The following is an 18,045-nucleotide window of genomic DNA, read 5'->3' as shown; positions in this document are numbered from 1 at the left end:
TCTCCAGAAAAAGCAGGAGCCAAGGGATCGAATACGCCCAAAGTCGTCGTTATTGTGAGGCTCCGCGTATCTGTTCAATGGCTCGGGCGGCAAATCTACCCGACAAAGACCCGTCTGCGGCTGCTTCCAATGCAGGCAAAGCGGGGGATGCTTTCCCGCCGATTTCACCCAATGCGTTGGCGGCTTCTTTTCTGACAAAAACCGAAGGGCTGCCCAACAGCATGATCAGTTCCGGAACGGCTGGGGCTGCGTCAGCTCCAAAGAGCGCCAAAGACTGAGCCGCGTCACGTTGTTCCTTGGCATCTCCGCGCATCAGATCAGCTTTGAGGCTCGCAACTGTCGTGCTCGGCGGAAGCGCGGCCAATTGAAGGCCGTTTTTCAAGCGATTGTTCAAATGCTGATGCTCGCCGATCCATCGCACGATAAAGAAATAATCGCGCACCGCTTCGCCCAGAACCTTCTCGTTTTTTCCATTCTGCCATTGTTCGATCATTGCACGCGCGCTGCTTCGATCGCCATTCAAGGCCAGAACCGACGCTGAAAATGGCATCAACTCAACTGCCTGCGGGTTTCGGTCCAGCTCAGACCTAATAACGGCCTCTGCACCTTTCAGATCATTCATCGCAAACAGCGCAGCACCTTGAAATAGCGCGTAGTGGCTGGGGTATTCCGGGTCGAGGCGCATTGCAGCCTGTACAAATGCCAGCCCTTCTTCTGGCTCGCCACCCGCGATCAAGGCCCATCCCATTGTCACATGCGCTTCAGGGTCGCTTGGTTGCAGGGCAATGGCTTTCGCGGCTTCTTGTCTCGCTTCTTCTGTTCCCCGACTTACACCCTCGGCGCTGTCCCAGTCCGGAAGGTTGAGAGCGACTATTGCCCTGATGACGTGGATAAGCGAGGTGTCCTGATGCGTCAGTTCACGGTAGTATTTATAGAACAGCCCGATATGCATCTGCTCTTCAGCATTCGCAAAGCCTGACCAGTGGTGGAAGATGTGCGGTCGCAAATGTACCATAGCTAACATCGCCCAGGCGCGCGCATAATTCGGGTCCAACTCGACAGCCCGCTCAAAATGCGGAATTGCGGCCAGATTGTCCTGTTCATTGAAGCGTGAATAAAGCGCCCACCCGCGCTGGAACGCTTCGCGCGCCTCGATCTTTTCAGTCTCTATGTTTTCGATAGCAATCCGGCTTTGCGTGTCGAGCGGGACATCCAACTCGCGCGCAATCGCCAGTACAATGTTGTTTTGCAGGTCGAAGATCTCATCGATTTCACCGTCGAAACGTTCCGCCCAGATCAATCTGCCGTTCAACGTGTCCGTCAGGCGGATGTTGACCCGAAAACCTTCTCCGCTACGTCTAAGGCTTCCATCAACGACATAGCGAACGCCCAGTTTCTCGGCAAAACCTGCCACATCAATGTCGCGGTCCTGAAATGCAAAGGATGTGTTTCCGGCGATGACAAATAACCCTGATATGCGGGACAAGTCCGTTATCAGATCCTCGGAAACGCCATCTATCAACATCTTGTTGGACGCGTCGCTGGTGAAATTCGTCAAGGGAAGCACGGCGATCGAGGGCAGGTCCGGCAGAGGGTAAGCCATCTGTGCTTCAGAAGCGCGCAACTGACCCTTTTCCCATGTCTTTGTCCCGATATACCCGGTCGCGCCCAACACGATCAGGATTGCAGCTAGCTTCATTAAACGCGGCGCTTTCTTCGTTTTTTGCTTTACCGCCGGGGTCAACGCATCTGTTTCGACGCGGAACGCCTCAATGGGGTCCGCGATATTCTTGACGGATTGCGGGCCAATTGGCGTAAAGGCGAAGGGCACCTTGTTGCGCGCGTATCCGACAATCGCCTGCGAGGCGATAATCCCCCCAGGTTCTGCCAGCGCCTCAAGCCGTGCGGCAACGTTGACACCATCACCCAGGATGTCATCGGCGTTCGAGACGACATCGCCGACATTCAAACCGATCCGAAAAACGATTGCGCGATCAGGTTCGGTATCCGAGTTTCTTTTCGACAGTTCGGCCTGTATCTCGACTGCAGCGCGAACCGCATCGACTGCGCTGGGGAATTCGATCAGAAAACTATCACCGGCTGTGTTCGCAATGCGCCCTGAATACCCGGCGATCAAGGGCTCGATAACTTCAGCGCGGATCCGGCGCAGCTTGTCGATGGTGCCTTCTTCATCCAAGCCAACCAATCTTGAATAGCCTGCGATATCGGCGGCTAAGATGGCTGCTAATCGACGATTTGGCCGGCTTTCCATAGTCTCGCAGCCTACCATTTAGCCATTTTTCTGGGAACCGGTTTTCAAGGTACCGGTTTTGCTCCGGTTTTTGAAATCCCCCGACCTGTTATCTGGATGGCAATGGAAGCCCGGACTGCTGGGTTTTCAGACAAAAGCGGTCTGGGCAATCTGTCGGCTCTGCGTGTTGTCGGATTTGCATGGCGTCGCGCGTCCTTGCACAATGCGACCAACGCATGGAGGCGAAAATGATCTACGCAATCACAATTTATGGGGAACCGGGCGTGTTCGAGGCATTGCCGAAAGATCGCCAGGACGAAGTGATGTCAGGCCATCGCGCCCTGCAAGCGGTTTTGTCGGAACGCGGAGAGTTTGTGTCGATAAAACTGATGCCGCCAACGTCAGCGGTAATGGTCGAACCGGCGGCGTCCGAAGGTGCTGCCCCCCTGATCACCGATGGCCCGTTCTCCGAGACCAAGGAAAACTTTCTTGGGTTTTACGCCGCTGATTTCAAAGATCTTGAGGAAGCGTTGGAACATGCAAAACTGATCTCTTCACCGGTCGCGCGGCTGGAAGTTCGGCCTGTGGCCTGGGCCGGGGGAGCCATATCGTCGGAATAGATCATGTCAGTCTGGCTGGAGGCCACATTTGCTGAACAACGCCCGCGCGCCATTGCTGCCCTGACGCGGGCTTTTCGGGATCTGGACACCGCAGAGGAGGCCTTTGCCGACGCCTGCCTGAAAGCCTTGGCGGTTTGGCCCCAGGACGGGGCGCCTCGGGATCCATTGGCATGGCTTCTGGCCACGGCCCGGAATGCGGGTCTGGACGATATACGCAAATCCCGGCGGCGCGCGGCAATCCTGTCGCGCCACGCAGAGGAGTTTCAACCGATGCCGGCGGAAACACCCGACCCTGACGAGATGCGGGATGATGTCCTGCGCTTGCTGTTCATCTGTTGTCACCCGGAACTGGATCGGCGGGATCAGATCGCCATCGCCTTGCGGGTGGTCGCGGGACTGAGCGTCGATGAGATCGCCAGCGGATTTCTGGTCAAGTCCAAGACCATGGAACAGCGCATTACCCGCGCCAAAAAGAAAATAGCAAATAACCCGGTCGCCTTTGAAACGCCAAGCCCGGCTGAAAGGCAAGCCCGGTTGGGCGAAGTCTCGACAATGGTTTACCTGATGTTCAGCGAAGGGTGGTCGACCTCGACCGGGCCGCAGCAAATCAAGCTCACGCTGTGTAAAGAAGCCATCCGGCTTGCCCGCCTTCTTGTCGCATTGTTCCCTGCAATGGGCGAGCAGGCCGCATTGCTGGCGCTGTTGTTGTTTCAACACGCCCGGCGCCGGGCCCGGATTGACGTGGAAGGCAAGCTTGTCGCACTCGACGATCAGAACCGCGATCTTTGGGATCGCTCGAATATCGCTGAGGCTACATCCCTGTTGCAAAAAGCCCAGCGGATTGGCCACCGCGGGGTCTATGTCATCCAGGCTGCAATCGCCCAGGCACATGCCTGTTCGACCTCGTCCGAAGAAACCAACTGGGCGTTAATCGAAAGCCACTACGCCGCCCTTTACGCATTGCAGCCGACACCTGTGATCCGGCTCAACCAGATTGCCGCACAGGCCAAGCTACACGGCCCACAATATGCTTTGAAGGCAATGGATCCTCTGTCACAGGAGCTGTCCAACTATCGTTGGTTTCACGCGATGCGAGGTGGCCTTTTGCAAGAAGCGGGGGATCATAAAGACGCCATTTCCGCGTTTGAAACCGTGTTGGCGCTTTCTCCCACCGCGTTGGAATGCGACGTGATCAACGAAAAAATCAAAATTAGCAAAGAAGAATTGGAGGGCCTGTAGGAAAACACACTCCTCATACGTCCTTGGGTCAGACCCGTATGTGGCGGGCGTAACCAACGGAGGTACACATGAGTATACTTGAGATGACGGCTGTCGGAAATTCAGGATGGATCGGGCATTCCGGGCCGGATCAGAGCAAGGCCAAATCCTTTTATCAGGATGTGCTGGGCTGGACGATCAGCGATATGCCGATGCAGGATGGGTCAAGTTATTCGGCCGCAGTTGTGGGCGAGACCGCTATCGGAGGCTTTTCACCAATGCCGGAAGAGCGTGGAAGCTGGACGATCTTCTTCACAGTGGCCGACGTGGATGCGAGTGTTGCAAAGGCCGAAGCCAAAGGCGCCACAGTTCTTCAACCCGCGATGGATATGCCGGGTGTCGGGCGCATGGCCACGCTGAACGACCCGCAAGGTGCCCGCTTTGCATTGATCACTTATGAAAGCATGAGACCCTGAGAACTGCCTGAAAGGAGGGCGCAGATGGAACAATATTCGCACATCGTGCAGGTTATTGCGGCGGTATTGGTCTGGGTAACCGTTCCACTGGCGACTGCTTTTGGCCTGCGTCGGTCCAGGGCGGGTATCCATCCGTTATGGGATGGGGGCAACAGGCTCTTGCGCGTAATGCGGTCACATGGAAACTTCGTCGAATATGTTTCGTTCACGCCGTCGATCCACCGGCAGCCTGAGGCATCCAGCTGATGCCGGTGGATGAAACCCTCAACGCACGCATTCGTGACGCTTTGGCCGCGCATGTGGGCATTTCAGAAAAGCGCATGATGGGTGGCAATTGCTTTTTCTTGAACGGCAAAATGCTGTGCGGGGCGCGGCGGCATAACGACGGGCTGGGCCGTTTCATGTTCCGGGTGGGCAAGGACAACGAAAGCATTGCGCTGGCGGACCCTGAGGCTCAGGAAGTGATTCACGGCGCACGCAAACTGGGTGGTTTTATCCGCGTGGATGAGAGTGATTGCGATGACGCCGCTTTGCTGCGCTGGTTACACCTTTGTCTCGAACACGCCGCAGCCCTTCCCGCGAAAGACTGAACGGAGAAATCAATGGCCAAATTTGAAAGTTTCTCACCCGCAGCGCTTGGTTTTCTAAGGGACTTGCGGGCCAATAACACGAAGGAATGGTTTGCAGCCAACAAGGCAGTTTACGAGACCCATTTGAAGGAGGCCAGCAGGCACTTCGCGGATAACATGGCGGATGCCTTGCGTGATCTGACTGGCCAGACCCACAGCAGCAAGATTTTTCGTGTTCATCGGGATGTCCGATTTTCCAAGGACAAAACACCTTACAACGCACACCTGCATATTGCGTTTATCCCTGACGGGAATGCGGATCAGCCACCGATGTGGTTCTTTGGGCTCTCACCTGACGATCTGGCGCTTGGCTGCGGGGTGTTTCAGTACGAAAAGGAAGCGTTGGATGCCTTTCGAACAGAGATGGCAGGCCCCAAGGGGGCAGTGGTGATACAGCTTGCCGCTGAGATGCGAAAGCGTGGATTCCGGGTCGGGGATCCTGAATTGAAACGTGTTCCCTCAGCTTTTGACAAAGATCATCCAAATGAAGAAGCATTGCGCCGCAAAGGCTTTACCGTCTGGACGGATCTGGGAAATCCCGCCTTTGCAATCGAACCAAACCTCATTGAAAGAACTATAGAATTGTTCGACGACCTCTTACCTGTTTTTCTGCTGCTTTCTCGGGTCGAGTAACCCCATCTTTCCATATGCGGGGAACATAGGCTCGATGGATATCGCCAAGGTGCCGACCTCAATCGTTCAACGCTGTGTCTGAAAAGTGAGAGATAAGTATGCAGCTTCATTTTGGGTCGCACCTGTGTGCCACGCCGCTCCAGTGTTTGCCCTCTGTTTTTTCTGTTTGGATATGGTGGAGCCTGCGGGAAACGCCGCCGAACGCCTGATACACTGATCGTAAATACTATTGTAGATTTCTTGTTTGCACTGTGGCTTCTCTTGAAGTCACACTTGAAGTTGCACAACCTGCTACGGTGTACTGTGTACGTCCAAACCTTTACGAGGCCAGCTGTCTTTTACTGGTGGGGAAGGTTGCGGCTGGCCTGCATTTGCTGAACATCGTCGGGCCATGTGGAGCGTATGTAACCCAGCACGTCCAAAATATCTTCGTTAGTCAGCGTGCCCTCGAAACCCGGCATACCACTGTTGAAGTCTTTAATGCCGCGTGCTGCCAATGCGTCTGCCCCACCTAGTCTGGTGTACTCGAACAGTAGCTGGTTGTCGTGGTGCCAAGTGTGCCCTGTCACGTCATGTGGTGGCGCGGGCAACACCCCGTCATCGTTGGGTGTTTGCCAGTCAGGTTGTCCTTCCAGATTCACTCCATGGCATGAGGCACAGTGCACTGCGTAGAGTTCCTGCCCATTCGCTAGGTCTCTATCTATCAACTCATGATCTGCAGCAAGGCTCGTACCAATGCTGCATATAGCCAGTGCGCAAAGGTGATTGTTCATCTCTACCTACCTTAACTCGGAAGCGTTAGTACGCTCGTGAGTGTCGCCGTTGTCGCCAGCACCACTAATACGATTATTGCCTCAACCTCGATGGATCGGGCGAGGCGTTGCGCTGCTATTGCCTCTCCACTTTGCATGGCCGGAACAAATCGGAGCTTGTTGGCAGCGGCGAGGATCAACAGCAGTGCCACAAGAAACACCTTGATCAAAAGCGTCTGCCCGTAGCCGGTGAACAAGAGCCCTTGGAGATTGCCGACAAGCAACCAAGCCATCCACAGACCCGCCGTGACTAGCGTTGGCACAATAAGTGCAGCAGCCTGTCCAAACCTGTGCCCTAACACTGCTGCATCTGTCAGGTGTTCAGGCATGAGAGCCATACTCCGCAGCGGGCCAAATATACCCACCCAAAAGGCCACACACAGCAGGTGCAACAGCAGCAACAATTGGACGCCAACACTCTCCAGTTCCGGTACATGTCCGATCTGTGCAAAGGACCACATGGCCAATGTGCCACCCAACAGCGCGATCCATAGACCAAAGCGAGGAACAGACAGTCCCACAAGGATCAAAACTGCGCCTGAAAGGCGATAAGCAAGTACGTCGCCTACGGAGGTCTGCCAAAGCAAGCCAAGCATCTCTGGATCGACCATGCCGTCAACTCCGCCCGTTAAGGCGGCTCCTCGGAGCATGAAACCAAATACCGTTGCTGCGAGGGAAAGCCACGCCAAGACCAAGGCTTGGCGTTTCATCGCAAGGCTTACCGGCGCGACTAGTTCGGAAAAAAGGCACTTAACGGCGACAAGCCCGGTGGACCCAGCAAAGCCGATGTAGAGCACCAGCTTTGCGAGGATTGCGACAACTCCCCAAATGTCTGGCATGCTCATTCCACGGAAAAGGAAAACTCGCCCTGCATCGCATGGCCGTCTTTACCTAAACCACGCCACTCGATGACATAGGTGCCGGTTCCATTGCCCGGCAGTGGGATCGTGAACTCCTGACTAAAACTTGTCTGGTCCCCCAAATCTAGGCTTACTGCCGAGTGTTCTTCATGGGCCATCTCTATCCGCGTCAGCCGGATGTCCTTGGTGAAGCTGAGGCCAATTTCAGCGGGCACAGAGGTTACAGTCGCCCCATTGGCAGGTGTCGTTTCTTCGGCCTTGGAATGCGCCAGTACCCCGCTGGGAATAGCAGCCATGATTGCGAGAGTTACGATCTTTTTCATGGTCCTGTCCTCAATTTATTCCGTTGGCACGTTGAATTTCACGAATGTACGCGATCACCATGGCAACGTCACCTCGCGTCAATCCCTCGACCGGCGGCATGTCACCAAACTGCCAATGATGGCTTCTTACACCTTGTGAAACCGCCCTCTGAAAGGCTTCGTCAGCGTGGTGGCTGGGCTCGTATATCTTGTGGATCAGAGGCGGTCCCGCGCCTTCTACACCGACCGCATTGACGCCGTGGCAAGCAGCGCAAGAGACATCAAAGACACGCTGACCGATTACTGCGTTGCCCTCGATTGGCGGCATCTGAATTGCGACTATGGCGCCGCCTGTGCCTGTCTCTGGCGATGTGGCCTCTTCGATTGGGCCGGGCCGAAGGGTTATGAAAGCGGCGACGGCTGCGACGGTGCCTGCGCCGATGAATAAGAGACTTTTTCTCATGAGTTGATCCTGACTTTTGGAAGCTGGTAGTGCTGCGATTCACTGCGAACAGCGGCACGCGCAGGTCGCAGAATTTCGCAAGGATTTACGCTGCTTCAAAAGTCAGGGGGCTTGTAAGGGTTATCCGGCTCAATCGGCTTGGCTTGGGCTCCAACCTGGAACTCGGGTGCAATTTCACGTTGACTCTTCGCGGCTTCCCCGATTTGGGCGAGCAAAACAACTGCTTGGCAGATAGTGGGATTACACTCGCCGGTTCCTGAATTGTCCGGGTCGTGGTGGCTGTGTAGGGTCGATTTGGCGATGCTGTTATTCGCCACGAAAATGTGTTCTGCCGATTGCATGTGGCTTTCACAGCCAAGACCGATGCAGCCATCCGATCGCGCGTGAGCAACGCCAACAAGCCCGGTCAGGATGACCAGAATGCCAGCGAGTACCAATAGTGAGTATCGTCGGATGACCATGGTTCAGGACGCTACTGCAGTAGACCAAGCATGACAACGCCAGCCCTTTGGTTTTTCGGATCACGACCAGTTTTTTGTTCGGACAATTGATTGAAGCTTCCCCTTTTCCTAGACAGCAACACGAGAAGGACCGTCTTAATACCCCCCTAACTGCAGTGATTTGGGCGACGCTGTGGTTGAGTGTTGACATGTGTCAAAGCGTAGTTTGCCAAGTTGTTGGCAAGGTGCTTCGCAAATGGGTCAGAGCATCAGCATAAAAGCAACCCGGGGAACGGTGGCGTTTTTGGCTATACTCATAGCTATGGCCGCATGCACGGACAGGCATCACCACGGTGACTGGCACAGCCATGGTGCAGAGGGTTGCTATGGACCTCACCATGACGCTATCGGCGAAGCTCGTTGTGGGGCGTTTGAGTAAGCTACTTAGCAAAGGCGCACTCGCAAACAACCAGTTTAGCCAGTTTATGTTTGGTGATCACGAGGCCGCTGTTGATAGTGAACAGCCTCATCTGACTGGTCCAGTTTGATTGTTAGTGCATCGTCGGCCTCTGATCCGTTGGAATGATGTTTTCCGGGGCTGGTGGGCGACAGATCAATGCACTGCCCGACGTTTGGTGCTTGGTCTTGTGTCGGGCAAGGGCCAACGGAAGTAGTAGATGCCGTGTCGGGACAGAGAGAGATATGCATACAGCTTCATTTTGTGTCACACCTGTGTGTCACACCGCTCTAATGCTTGCTATCTGGTTGTATTGTTAGGTTTTGGTGGAGCCTAGGGGAGTCGAACCCCTGACCTCTTGCATGCCATGCAAGCGCTCTCCCAACTGAGCTAAGGCCCCATCATTGTACCATCGGTACGGTGGACGGACGTTTAGGAGACAGCGGCAGCGAGTGCAAGTCCAAAGTTTGAATCGGGCGCGAATTTTCACCCGGGCTGCTCCTCAGGTGAAAAAGGCGACCCTGGGGATCGCCTTTTACTTGGTCAGTTGTCGTCGTCTGATGACATGTCGGTGATGTCGTCCAGAGAAACATCATCATTGTCGTCATCATCATCGTCCAGCAGATCGTCATCCAAATCCACGTCGACGTTGTCATCATCGTCCAGAACCAGATCGTCATCCGCCGTGTTTTCACGTGCTTTGACCGAAGCTGCGTCTTCTGCATCCGCCGAGATCATACGGCTTTTGGATGTTTCAAGCTCCACGATCTCGCCAGTGTAGGGGCTGATGATCGGGTCCTTGTTCAGGTCGTAAAACCGCTTACCGGTTGTCGGGCAAACACGCTTTACGCCCCATTCTTCCTTGGGCATGTCAAATCCCCTTGATATCAGGTGAGTCGTCTAAATGATTCAGCTCACCTGCCACAGGCAGAGGGCACTGTCAAAGTCTTTGCGCAAGAGAGGTCGCGATATGGGAGAGCACGCATTGCCAGGGACACCGCCGGTGCCACTGAGATTGCGCAAATCGGCTCGGGCGCGGCGTATCAGCCTGCGAATCTCCCAGCTGGATGGGCGCGTCACGTTGACTTACCCGAATGGCGTGCCGGAATCTGAGGCCTTGAGTTTTGCGCGCACCAAAGAAGGGTGGATCCGGCAGCATCTTCAGGGTCGGCCCGATATGACCACCGTGCAGTTTGGGCAAGTGATCCCGATCGAAGGGAAAGCGCGCCGAATCGTTCCTGCAACCGGGCGGCGGGTTCTGCTGAATGCAGATGAGGTTGCCGTGCCCACAGGAGCCGAGGCCCGCAGGTTGGGCCGGTTCCTGAAGGAACTGGCGCGGGACCGGTTGACCGGAGCCTGTGATGATTATGCAGCCATGCTGGGGCGTTCGTACACGACACTCAGCCTGCGTGACACGCGGTCGCGTTGGGGGTCGTGCAGCTCGCATGGCGGATTGATGTTTTCGTGGCGCCTTATTCTGGCGCCTCCTGATGTGTTGCACTATGTTGCGGCGCATGAGGTGGCACATCTTGCCGAGATGAACCACTCACCTGCCTTCTGGGCGCAGGTCGAAAAGATATTTGGCCCGTATAAGCCGCCCCGCCGCTGGTTGCGCGACAACGGGGCCGAGTTGCATCGCTACAGATTTGATACCGAGCCGAGTTGACGTGGCGCCTTTTTGTGATCACATGAGCATATGTTGACCGCGCGCCCTTCCGAAACCCAGACCGCAACACATGACCGGGTGTACCGGGCGCTGCGATCCCGGATCATGCATGGTGAGATGGCACCGGGGCAGGCCCTGACCCTGCGGGGCATCGGCAAGGAATTCGGTGTTTCAATGACCCCGGCGAGAGAGGCGGTGCGCCGCCTGGCCGCAGAAGGGGCATTGTTCTTGTCCACATCGGGCCGGGTTTCAACCCCGGAGTTGACGAATGACCGGATTGAGGAACTGGCTGCCTTGCGCGCATTGCTTGAGGTCGAACTGGCAAGCCGGGCCTTGCCCAGGGCACACATGGCCCTGATAGACCGGTTGCAGAGCATCAACATGACGGTTGCCGAGATGGTGACCAAACGGGATGCGGTTGGCTATATCCGCTCGAACCTGGAATTTCACCGAACCCTGTATCTGCGCGCTCAGGCCCCTGCGATGCTGGCCATTGCTGAAACCGTCTGGCTGCAACTTGGGCCGACGATGCGGGCGCTTTATGGGCGTCTCAGACGCGCAGAGCCGCCACATAATCACAAGCTGATCATCGCCGCGCTCAAGGCAGGCGACGAGCCAGGCTTGCGGCTGGCAGTGCGTTCGGATGTGACGCAAGGGCTGCGTTTGCTGGTCAGCTGAGCGGCTTCCTGCCGACATCGACACAGCGCCCTTCCAAGGTGTCACGGTTCTGGCCTGCGCAACCCGGCTGGGTTATTCTTGCGGCAAATCACAAACAAGAGCAGACCCAAACCATGATTACTCGCCGGACCTTTTCCATTTGCCTCGGATCAACGCTTTTGGCCGCCTGCACGGGTGGCGCCACTCCGTCCAGCACGCCTGCATCCCGGATGCGGGCAGTCCCCAATGCCGGGTGGGATGCCTGGGTTGCCGGTTTCAAGGGCAGGGCAGTGTCGCAGGGGATTTCCCGGACGACCGTTGACCGCGCCTTTCAGGGGGCCGGGTATTTGCCCGACGTAATCGAACGCGATCGAAATCAGGTCGAATTCAAGCGCAGCCTCGAAGATTACTTAGCCATCGCGGCGTCGGACGAGCGGATCAGCACCGGCCAGCAGATGCTGCGGCAACATAACGGCACTCTGTCACGGATCGAGGCGCAATATGGCGTGGATAAGGAAATCGTCGTGGCCGTCTGGGGGCTGGAAAGCCGCTATGGCGCGCGCCGCGGTGATGTGCCTGTTGTATCGGCGTTGTCGACGCTGGCTTATGATGGCCGGCGCGGGCAGTTCTTTGAAAGCCAGCTGATCGCGGCGATGAAAATCCTCCAGAACGGCGATACCACGCCCGCTAACATGACTGGCAGTTGGGCCGGGGCGATGGGGCACACGCAGTTCATTCCGACCTCGTATCTTGCCTATGCCGTGGATTTCACCGGCGACGGGCGGCGCGACATCTGGTCAGACGACCCGACAGATTCGCTGGCTTCGACCGCTGCTTATCTGGCGCGTGCAGGTTGGGTGCGGGGCCAACCCTGGGGCGGAGAGGCCGGAACCGTTTCCGGTACTCCGGTGGCCGTATTGCAGCCGCAAAAACCTGGCCCCCGCATCGCCGTGTTCCGCAATTTCCAGGTGATCAAACGCTACAACAACTCGGACAGCTACGCGATTGGTGTCGGTCATCTGGCGGACAGGATCGCGGGCGGCGCGCCGTTTCAGGCCTCGTTCGGGCCGGATGCAAACGGGCTGACACTGGACGACCGCAAGGAATTGCAGCGCCGCCTGACATCTGCGGGGTATGACACGCAAGGTGCAGATGGCGTGATCGGAAACAACACCACCACAGCCATCAGCGCGTATCAGAGCGCCAATGGTCTGCCCGTGACAGGTGAGCCTTCGGTTGCGTTGTTGCGCAGGTTGGGTGGCTGACGGTTACGCCGCCAGCCCTTTAGATCCGATATCAAGGAATTTCTGACGGCGGTCCTTTATCAGGGCCGCCCCATCCTTGCCGTCCAGTTCAGTCAACATGGCGGTGATGGCCTTGCGCACCGCCTCAACCGTTGCCGGACGATCGCGATGTGCACCACCCTTGGGTTCCGGGATGATCCGATCACATACGCCCAGCTTGTGCAAATCCTGTGCCGTCAAACGCAGTGCCTCGGCCGCTTCACGCATTTTTTCGGCATCTTTCCACAGGATCGATGCGCAGCCTTCCGGCGAGATCACCGAATAGACCGAATGCTCCAGCATCGCCACGCGGTTGGCGGTCGCAAACGCCACAGCGCCGCCCGAGCCGCCTTCGCCGATGATGACCGAAACCAGCGGCACGCCGATTTTCAGGCACATCTCAGTCGACCGGGCAATCGCCTCGGATTGGCCGCGTTCCTCGGCCCCTTTGCCGGGATAGGCGCCAGCGGTGTCGATCAGGGTAATGACAGGCAGTCCAAAACGCCCCGCCATCTCCATAAGACGCACGGCCTTGCGATAGCCCTCGGGGCGGGCCATCCCGAAATTACGTTCGATACGCGACTTGGTATCGCTGCCTTTCTCGTGGCCGATCACCATCACCGGCTGATCGTTAAAGCGCGCAAGACCACCGATAACGGCCAAATCATCGGCAAAATTGCGATCTCCGGCCAGAGGAGTGAATTCGGTGAACAGTGCGTCCACGTAATCCTTGCAATGCGGGCGTTCCGGGTGACGCGCCACCTGGCACTTCCGCCAGGGTGTCAGGTCGCGATAGAGTTCATCCAGCAGCTTGGAGGCTTTGGCATCCAGCGCGGCGGCTTCTTCGGCCACATCCATTTCTTCGTTGGCACGAGCCAGCGCGCGCAGCTCTTCAGCTTTGCCTTCGATCTCGGCCAGCGGTTTTTCGAAATCCAGATACTGGGTCATGACGCCTCATCTGCGTAAAATTTCCTAGCTATATGCCGCTGGCTGGCCTCAGATGCAACTAGATGACACTGAAGCGGCGTCGTTCATGTCAAAAGCCGTTGATCAGATTGAGAGATTCATTTGCTTGCCAGCACATTCCCGACATGCCCAGCAAAACAATCGCTGATATCGACCTTTGAGGAAATTCACCCCTGCTAAAGCACGGGATAGAGCGAAACCACAAGCAGCACAGCCATTGTCCAGTTGAATATGACCAATCTGCGCGGGTTCGTCAGCATTCGTGCCATCTGCTGTCCTAAAACGGTCCATGTGCTGACCGATGGTAAGTTGACGGCTCCGAAGACAAACGCAACGATGGCAATCGCATACATCGTTCGATCTGGCGTATAGGCCGTGGTGGCGGTCAGGGCCATGGCCCAGGCTTTTGGATTTACCCATTGAAACGCTGCGGCTTGCAGGAATGTCATCGGCACGCCGGTCGCCTCGGCGCTGTTTGCCGGCGCGGCATGTGCAATCTTCCAGGCCAGATAGAGCAGATAGATCACCGACAGGATTTTCAGCACTGTATAGCTGACGGGATACCGGTCGAAGACCTGCACCAGACCGGCGCCGACAAGCAATACCATGAAGGTAAAGCCAAGCCCAATGCCCAACATATGCGGGATCGAGCGTCGAAAGCCGAAATTCGCCCCCGAAGCCATCAGCATCAGGTTGTTCGGCCCCGGTGTGATCGAGGTTACGAAGGCAAAGGCGATCAGGGCCATCAGGATGTCATAAGTCATGGGGCGAAGTATTGTCCGCGCTGCGGCAAATGAAATTGCTTTTTTGTGCGTGTTTCCTGTAGCTGTGCAATCAATGATGAAAAATGACCGGATAAACCGCCAGATATTGCAAGAGCTATCTCGCGACGGACGGATCAGCAATCTGGATCTGGCCGAGCGTGTGGGCCTTTCCCCTTCGGCCTGCCTGCGCCGCGTGCAAGAACTTGAGCGGGCCGGGGTGATCACGGGGTATCGCGCGGTGCTGGACCCGGCGGCGATGGGTATCGGCTTTGTCGCCTACATCGGTGTAGGGCTGGGCGAGCATACGAAGGCCGCGCAGGAGGGGTTTGAACGCGCGCTCCAACAAGCGCCGGAAGTTGTCGAGTGCCACAACATAACAGGAACAATCGAATACTTGCTGCGGGTCGAATGTGCAGACCTGCCGTCTTACAAGACCTTCCATACCGAGGTGTTGGGAACGCTGCCGCATGTCACCTCGATCACATCCTATGTGGTTATGGGTTCGCCCAAGAATTTACGGGCGTGACGTCTTGAATTGTGAAGGCACACTCACTTGCAGGGCGAAAACTCACGGCCTAATGTCGTGGAAATGACGTTGCCAGGGGATATGCACAGCCATAACGGCACGCAAACAGGGAGATTACGATGAAACGCGTTCGAACAGTGGCGGCCGCAATTGCCTTGTCAGTGGTTGCCGGGGCTGCCTTGTCTGCCCCGCTGAAACTGCAACCTGCCAACCCGCAGCCTTCTCCGAAGGCAGGGCTGAATGTGAAATACATTGGCACGGGCAATCAACACAAGAAGATCCGCGATCTGAGTCAGGCAAAAAGCATGCTGTCCAAAGCACAGCCTGGGCAACCGCTGCAGGGATTGGATTACAGGGACACCAATCAGGGTGACAATGTCATGACATTTGACGGAGCTTACAATGTTGCCGCCGAGATTACGGGATATATGCGGTTCGACTCGCCTGGGGTTTACGAGTTGGAAACCTGGTCGAATGACGGGATAGAAGCATTCGTCGGAGGCCAGAATATCGGCTATGTCACGGGTATTCAGGGCTGCGAGGCCAACCAGCGGACCGAAGTCGAAGTGCCCAAGGCCGGGTGGTACCCGCTCAAGATTATCTATTTCCAGAAGCTTGGAACATCCTGCCTGATGATGAAGTCGGGTAAAAAAGGCGAAAGGTTCACCTGGACGCCGAATGCTGTCTTTGGGCGGTGACGCCAGAAAACACCTGAAAAAGGCGCCAGGGCAGGCGCCTTTTTTTGTTTCTCAGCCGTTGGCCGCGATCAGTTCGGCCTGTGCCACGATCACTTCGGCCTGCTTGATCGACGCGATGTCGACCAGACGTCCTTTGTAAACTGTCGCACCTTCGCCATTGGCTTTGGCCTGTTCCATCGCGGCGAGAATTTCTCGGGCCTCTGACACGGCTTCTTCTGATGGGGTGAACACCTGATTGGCCAGCGCGATCTGCTTGGGGTGGATCGCCCATTTACCGACCATGCCCAGCGTGGCCGAGCGTTTGGCCTGCGCAATGTACCCCTCGTCATCGCTGAAATCACCGAAGGGCCCGTCGACTGGCAGCACGCCATGGGTGCGGCACGCGGCAACGATGGCGGCCTGTGCCCAATGCCATGGGTCGGACCAGTGTTTCGCACCCTCGTGCAGCATGTAATAATTTTCCTGCGTGCCGCCGATGCCGGTTGTCTGCATCCCCATCGAGGCAGCAAAATCCGCAGCTCCCAGGCTCATAGCCTGCAAACGGGGCGAGGAGGCCGCGATTTCTTCGGCATGGGCGATGCCAGCTGCGGATTCGATGATAACCTCGAAGCTGATCGGTTTGGCACGACCTTTGGCGCGTTCAATGGCAGTGACCAGTGCGTCTACCGCATAGACATCCGCCGCGCAGCCGACTTTGGGGATCATGATCTGATCCAGACGGTCGCCCGCCTGTTCCAGTACATCGACAACGTCGCGATACCAGTACGGGGTGTCCAATCCGTTGATGCGAACGGACATGTATTTGTTGCCCCAATCCACGGTGTTCAGTGCTTCGATGACATTGGCGCGGGCCGCATCCTTGTCCGAAGGTGCAACCGAGTCTTCAAGATCGAGGTTGATCACATCTGCGGCGGATGCTGCCATCTTCGGGAACAGTTTGGTGTTCGACCCCGGGCCAAACAGCTGACAGCGATTGGGGCGCGCCGGTGCGGCAGGTTGGATGCGAAAGCTCATCTGGACCTCGTCTGAGTAATGAAATTACGATTTTTCTGCTCAATGAGGTATTAAATTGCGTGGTACGGCGCAAGAGCGATTGTGCATCTGCGGCAATGCGGTTGCAGAAAGCGGCTTCAAAACTGCCCGGCTGGGGCGATTAAAGTTTAATCATTTTGAAAACTTCGAAGATTTTTGCACACATTGCGAATATTGCACAAGAAACTCGCGCATAGCTCGTGGTTGACGGGCCAAAACGCGAAGCGCTCGTTTTGCCGCTTCTCTAGCCTGCCCCGGAATCAAAGGAGTGACCGCAATGATCGAGACACCGTACCTGCTGTTCCTGGGCGATGCGCCCGACCAATTGGCGGCCAAAGTGGCTGTTGGGATCAAGGACTGGCGTCCGGAAAACGCCGTGGGCCAGTATCGAATGGATGGCTGCAAGGCCGATCTGGGCCTGACTGACATGACCCTGACCGAAGCGAAAGAAGCCGGAGCCAAGACGCTGGTGATCGGCGTGGCAAACCGCGGCGGTGTGATCAGCCAGGACTGGAAAAAGGTTCTGGTTATGGCGCTTGAGGAAGGGTTCGACCTAGCCTCGGGGTTGCATAACCTGCTGCGGGATGAGCCCGACCTGGTAGCGGTTGCCGAAGCAACCGGGCGAAAACTGCATGATGTACGGGTGCCCGAGATCGATTATCCGATCGCAAACGGGATCAAGCGCAAGGGCAAGCGGTGTCTGGCCGTCGGAACAGACTGTTCGGTTGGCAAGATGTACACCGCGCTGGCGATGGACGCCGAGATGCGTGAGCGCGGGATGAAATCGACCTTCCGCGCGACCGGCCAGACCGGCATCCTGATCACCGGTGACGGTGTGCCGCTGGACGCAGTCATTGCCGATTTCATGGCTGGTTCGGTCGAATGGCTGACACCGGACAATGACGAGGATCACTGGGATCTGATCGAAGGGCAGGGATCATTGTTCCACGTATCCTATTCCGGCGTGACCATGGCACTGATCCATGGCGGCCAGCCGGACGCCCTGATCCTGAGCCATGAACCGACCCGTGCGCATATGCGCGGCTTGCCAACCTATCAACTGCCGACATTGGAGGCCCTGCGCGACACCGCGCTGGCACTGGCCAAAGTGGCAAACCCGGATTGTCAGGTTGTTGGCGTTTCGGTCAACACGCAGCACATGTCCGAGGCTGACGCGACCGCCTACCTGGCCAAGATCGAAGCGGATATGGGCCTGCCTGCGACCGACCCGTTCCGCTTTGGTTCGGGCAAGCTGGTGGACGCGCTGGCCGCAATGTGATCTGAACAATGCG

At 56.7% G+C, this 18,045-nt stretch carries 22 protein-coding genes and 1 tRNA gene; 12 read left to right on the top strand and 11 right to left on the bottom strand.

Annotated features, from left to right (window positions below; translation table 11 throughout):
* Positions 1 to 49 precede the first annotated feature (49 nt).
* Complete coding sequence (locus ACR3E2_RS10155) at positions 50 to 2,272, bottom strand: HEAT repeat domain-containing protein (protein WP_480483832.1); 2,223 nt, start codon at positions 2,270 to 2,272, stop codon at positions 50 to 52.
* Positions 2,273 to 2,499: 227 nt separating this feature from the next.
* Between ACR3E2_RS10155 and ACR3E2_RS10150 the strand changes: the two genes are divergently transcribed.
* From ACR3E2_RS10150 to ACR3E2_RS10125, 6 genes are all read left to right on the top strand, one after another.
* A complete protein-coding gene (locus ACR3E2_RS10150) occupies positions 2,500 to 2,871 on the top strand; it encodes a YciI family protein (protein ID WP_480483831.1) in 372 nt (123 codons plus the stop codon).
* 3 nt (positions 2,872 to 2,874) lie between these two features.
* Positions 2,875 to 4,110: an RNA polymerase sigma factor gene (locus tag ACR3E2_RS10145; RefSeq protein WP_480483830.1), complete on the top strand. Its 1,236-nt coding sequence runs from the start codon at positions 2,875 to 2,877 to the stop codon at positions 4,108 to 4,110.
* A 68-nt stretch (positions 4,111 to 4,178) separates the two neighbouring features.
* A complete protein-coding gene (locus ACR3E2_RS10140) occupies positions 4,179 to 4,565 on the top strand; it encodes a VOC family protein (protein ID WP_480483829.1) in 387 nt (128 codons plus the stop codon).
* A 24-nt stretch (positions 4,566 to 4,589) separates the two neighbouring features.
* A complete protein-coding gene (locus ACR3E2_RS10135; protein ID WP_480483828.1) occupies positions 4,590 to 4,811 on the top strand; it encodes an MAPEG family protein in 222 nt (73 codons plus the stop codon).
* On the top strand, positions 4,811 to 5,155 hold the full coding sequence (locus tag ACR3E2_RS10130; protein WP_480483827.1) for a TfoX/Sxy family protein: 345 nt from the start codon (positions 4,811 to 4,813) through the stop codon (positions 5,153 to 5,155). Before ACR3E2_RS10135 ends, ACR3E2_RS10130 begins: the two co-directional genes overlap by 1 nt.
* A 12-nt stretch (positions 5,156 to 5,167) precedes the next feature.
* Entirely contained in the window at positions 5,168 to 5,827 is a 660-nt protein-coding gene (locus ACR3E2_RS10125; protein ID WP_480483826.1) for a DUF2461 domain-containing protein, read from the top strand.
* A gap of 338 nt (positions 5,828 to 6,165) precedes the next feature.
* Here the strand turns inward: ACR3E2_RS10125 and ACR3E2_RS10120 are convergent, their stop codons facing one another.
* The 7 genes from ACR3E2_RS10120 to ACR3E2_RS10090 form a co-directional block, all read right to left on the bottom strand.
* Positions 6,166 to 6,600 (bottom strand): c-type cytochrome, encoded by a 435-nt coding sequence (locus ACR3E2_RS10120; RefSeq protein ID WP_480483825.1) that lies wholly within the window; start codon positions 6,598 to 6,600, stop codon positions 6,166 to 6,168.
* An 11-nt stretch (positions 6,601 to 6,611) separates the two neighbouring features.
* Complete coding sequence (locus ACR3E2_RS10115; protein ID WP_480483824.1) at positions 6,612 to 7,478, bottom strand: copper resistance D family protein; 867 nt, start codon at positions 7,476 to 7,478, stop codon at positions 6,612 to 6,614.
* Positions 7,479 to 7,480: 2 nt separating this feature from the next.
* Positions 7,481 to 7,822 carry a copper resistance CopC family protein gene (locus ACR3E2_RS10110; RefSeq protein ID WP_480483823.1) on the bottom strand — a complete coding sequence of 114 codons (342 nt, stop codon included), beginning with the start codon at positions 7,820 to 7,822 and terminating at the stop codon, positions 7,481 to 7,483.
* 10 nt (positions 7,823 to 7,832) lie between these two features.
* The gene (locus ACR3E2_RS10105; protein WP_480483822.1) at positions 7,833 to 8,264 is read right to left on the bottom strand and encodes a c-type cytochrome; all 432 of its coding nucleotides are present in this window, start codon (positions 8,262 to 8,264) and stop codon (positions 7,833 to 7,835) included.
* A gap of 95 nt (positions 8,265 to 8,359) precedes the next feature.
* Positions 8,360 to 8,701, bottom strand: a complete 342-nt coding sequence (locus ACR3E2_RS10100; RefSeq protein WP_480487238.1) for a hypothetical protein — start codon at positions 8,699 to 8,701, stop codon at positions 8,360 to 8,362.
* A gap of 784 nt (positions 8,702 to 9,485) precedes the next feature.
* Positions 9,486 to 9,561, bottom strand: a tRNA-Ala gene (locus ACR3E2_RS10095).
* A 143-nt stretch (positions 9,562 to 9,704) separates the two neighbouring features.
* A complete protein-coding gene (locus ACR3E2_RS10090; RefSeq protein ID WP_267366159.1) occupies positions 9,705 to 10,031 on the bottom strand; it encodes a TIGR02300 family protein in 327 nt (108 codons plus the stop codon).
* Between the two features lie 100 nt (positions 10,032 to 10,131).
* Between ACR3E2_RS10090 and ACR3E2_RS10085 the strand changes: the two genes are divergently transcribed.
* The 3 genes from ACR3E2_RS10085 to ACR3E2_RS10075 all read left to right on the top strand — a co-directional run bounded on the left by ACR3E2_RS10085 (position 10,132) and on the right by ACR3E2_RS10075 (position 12,749).
* Entirely contained in the window at positions 10,132 to 10,827 is a 696-nt protein-coding gene (locus tag ACR3E2_RS10085) for a M48 family metallopeptidase (RefSeq protein ID WP_480483820.1), read from the top strand.
* 30 nt (positions 10,828 to 10,857) lie between these two features.
* The gene (locus ACR3E2_RS10080) at positions 10,858 to 11,505 is read left to right on the top strand and encodes a GntR family transcriptional regulator (RefSeq protein ID WP_480483819.1); all 648 of its coding nucleotides are present in this window, start codon (positions 10,858 to 10,860) and stop codon (positions 11,503 to 11,505) included.
* A 113-nt stretch (positions 11,506 to 11,618) separates the two neighbouring features.
* On the top strand, positions 11,619 to 12,749 hold the full coding sequence (locus ACR3E2_RS10075) for a lytic murein transglycosylase (protein WP_480483818.1): 1,131 nt from the start codon (positions 11,619 to 11,621) through the stop codon (positions 12,747 to 12,749).
* 3 nt (positions 12,750 to 12,752) lie between these two features.
* Here ACR3E2_RS10075 and ACR3E2_RS10070 read toward each other — a convergent pair whose 3' ends face one another.
* Positions 12,753 to 13,715: an acetyl-CoA carboxylase carboxyltransferase subunit alpha gene (locus ACR3E2_RS10070; protein WP_480483817.1), complete on the bottom strand. Its 963-nt coding sequence runs from the start codon at positions 13,713 to 13,715 to the stop codon at positions 12,753 to 12,755.
* Between the two features lie 194 nt (positions 13,716 to 13,909).
* Positions 13,910 to 14,497 carry a LysE family translocator gene (locus ACR3E2_RS10065; RefSeq protein WP_480483816.1) on the bottom strand — a complete coding sequence of 196 codons (588 nt, stop codon included), beginning with the start codon at positions 14,495 to 14,497 and terminating at the stop codon, positions 13,910 to 13,912.
* 73 nt (positions 14,498 to 14,570) lie between these two features.
* Here ACR3E2_RS10065 and ACR3E2_RS10060 point away from each other — a divergent pair, with 73 nt between their 5' ends.
* On the top strand, positions 14,571 to 15,023 hold the full coding sequence (locus ACR3E2_RS10060; RefSeq protein ID WP_480483815.1) for an Lrp/AsnC family transcriptional regulator: 453 nt from the start codon (positions 14,571 to 14,573) through the stop codon (positions 15,021 to 15,023).
* A 119-nt stretch (positions 15,024 to 15,142) separates the two neighbouring features.
* Entirely contained in the window at positions 15,143 to 15,721 is a 579-nt protein-coding gene (locus tag ACR3E2_RS10055; RefSeq protein WP_480483814.1) for a PA14 domain-containing protein, read from the top strand.
* A gap of 51 nt (positions 15,722 to 15,772) precedes the next feature.
* Here the strand turns inward: ACR3E2_RS10055 and ACR3E2_RS10050 are convergent, their stop codons facing one another.
* Entirely contained in the window at positions 15,773 to 16,735 is a 963-nt protein-coding gene (locus ACR3E2_RS10050; RefSeq protein WP_480483813.1) for an L-malyl-CoA/beta-methylmalyl-CoA lyase, read from the bottom strand.
* A 295-nt stretch (positions 16,736 to 17,030) separates the two neighbouring features.
* On the opposite strand from ACR3E2_RS10050, the gene dgcN reads away from it, so the two are divergent.
* On the top strand, positions 17,031 to 18,032 hold the full coding sequence (gene dgcN / locus ACR3E2_RS10045; protein WP_267365121.1) for an N-acetyltransferase DgcN: 1,002 nt from the start codon (positions 17,031 to 17,033) through the stop codon (positions 18,030 to 18,032).
* Positions 18,033 to 18,045 lie beyond the last annotated feature (13 nt).

This window comes from Ruegeria sp. AL7, assembly GCF_056536105.1.
The sequence above is the reverse complement of the archived record's forward strand: the minus strand, read 5'-3'. Positions and strand labels throughout refer to the sequence as shown.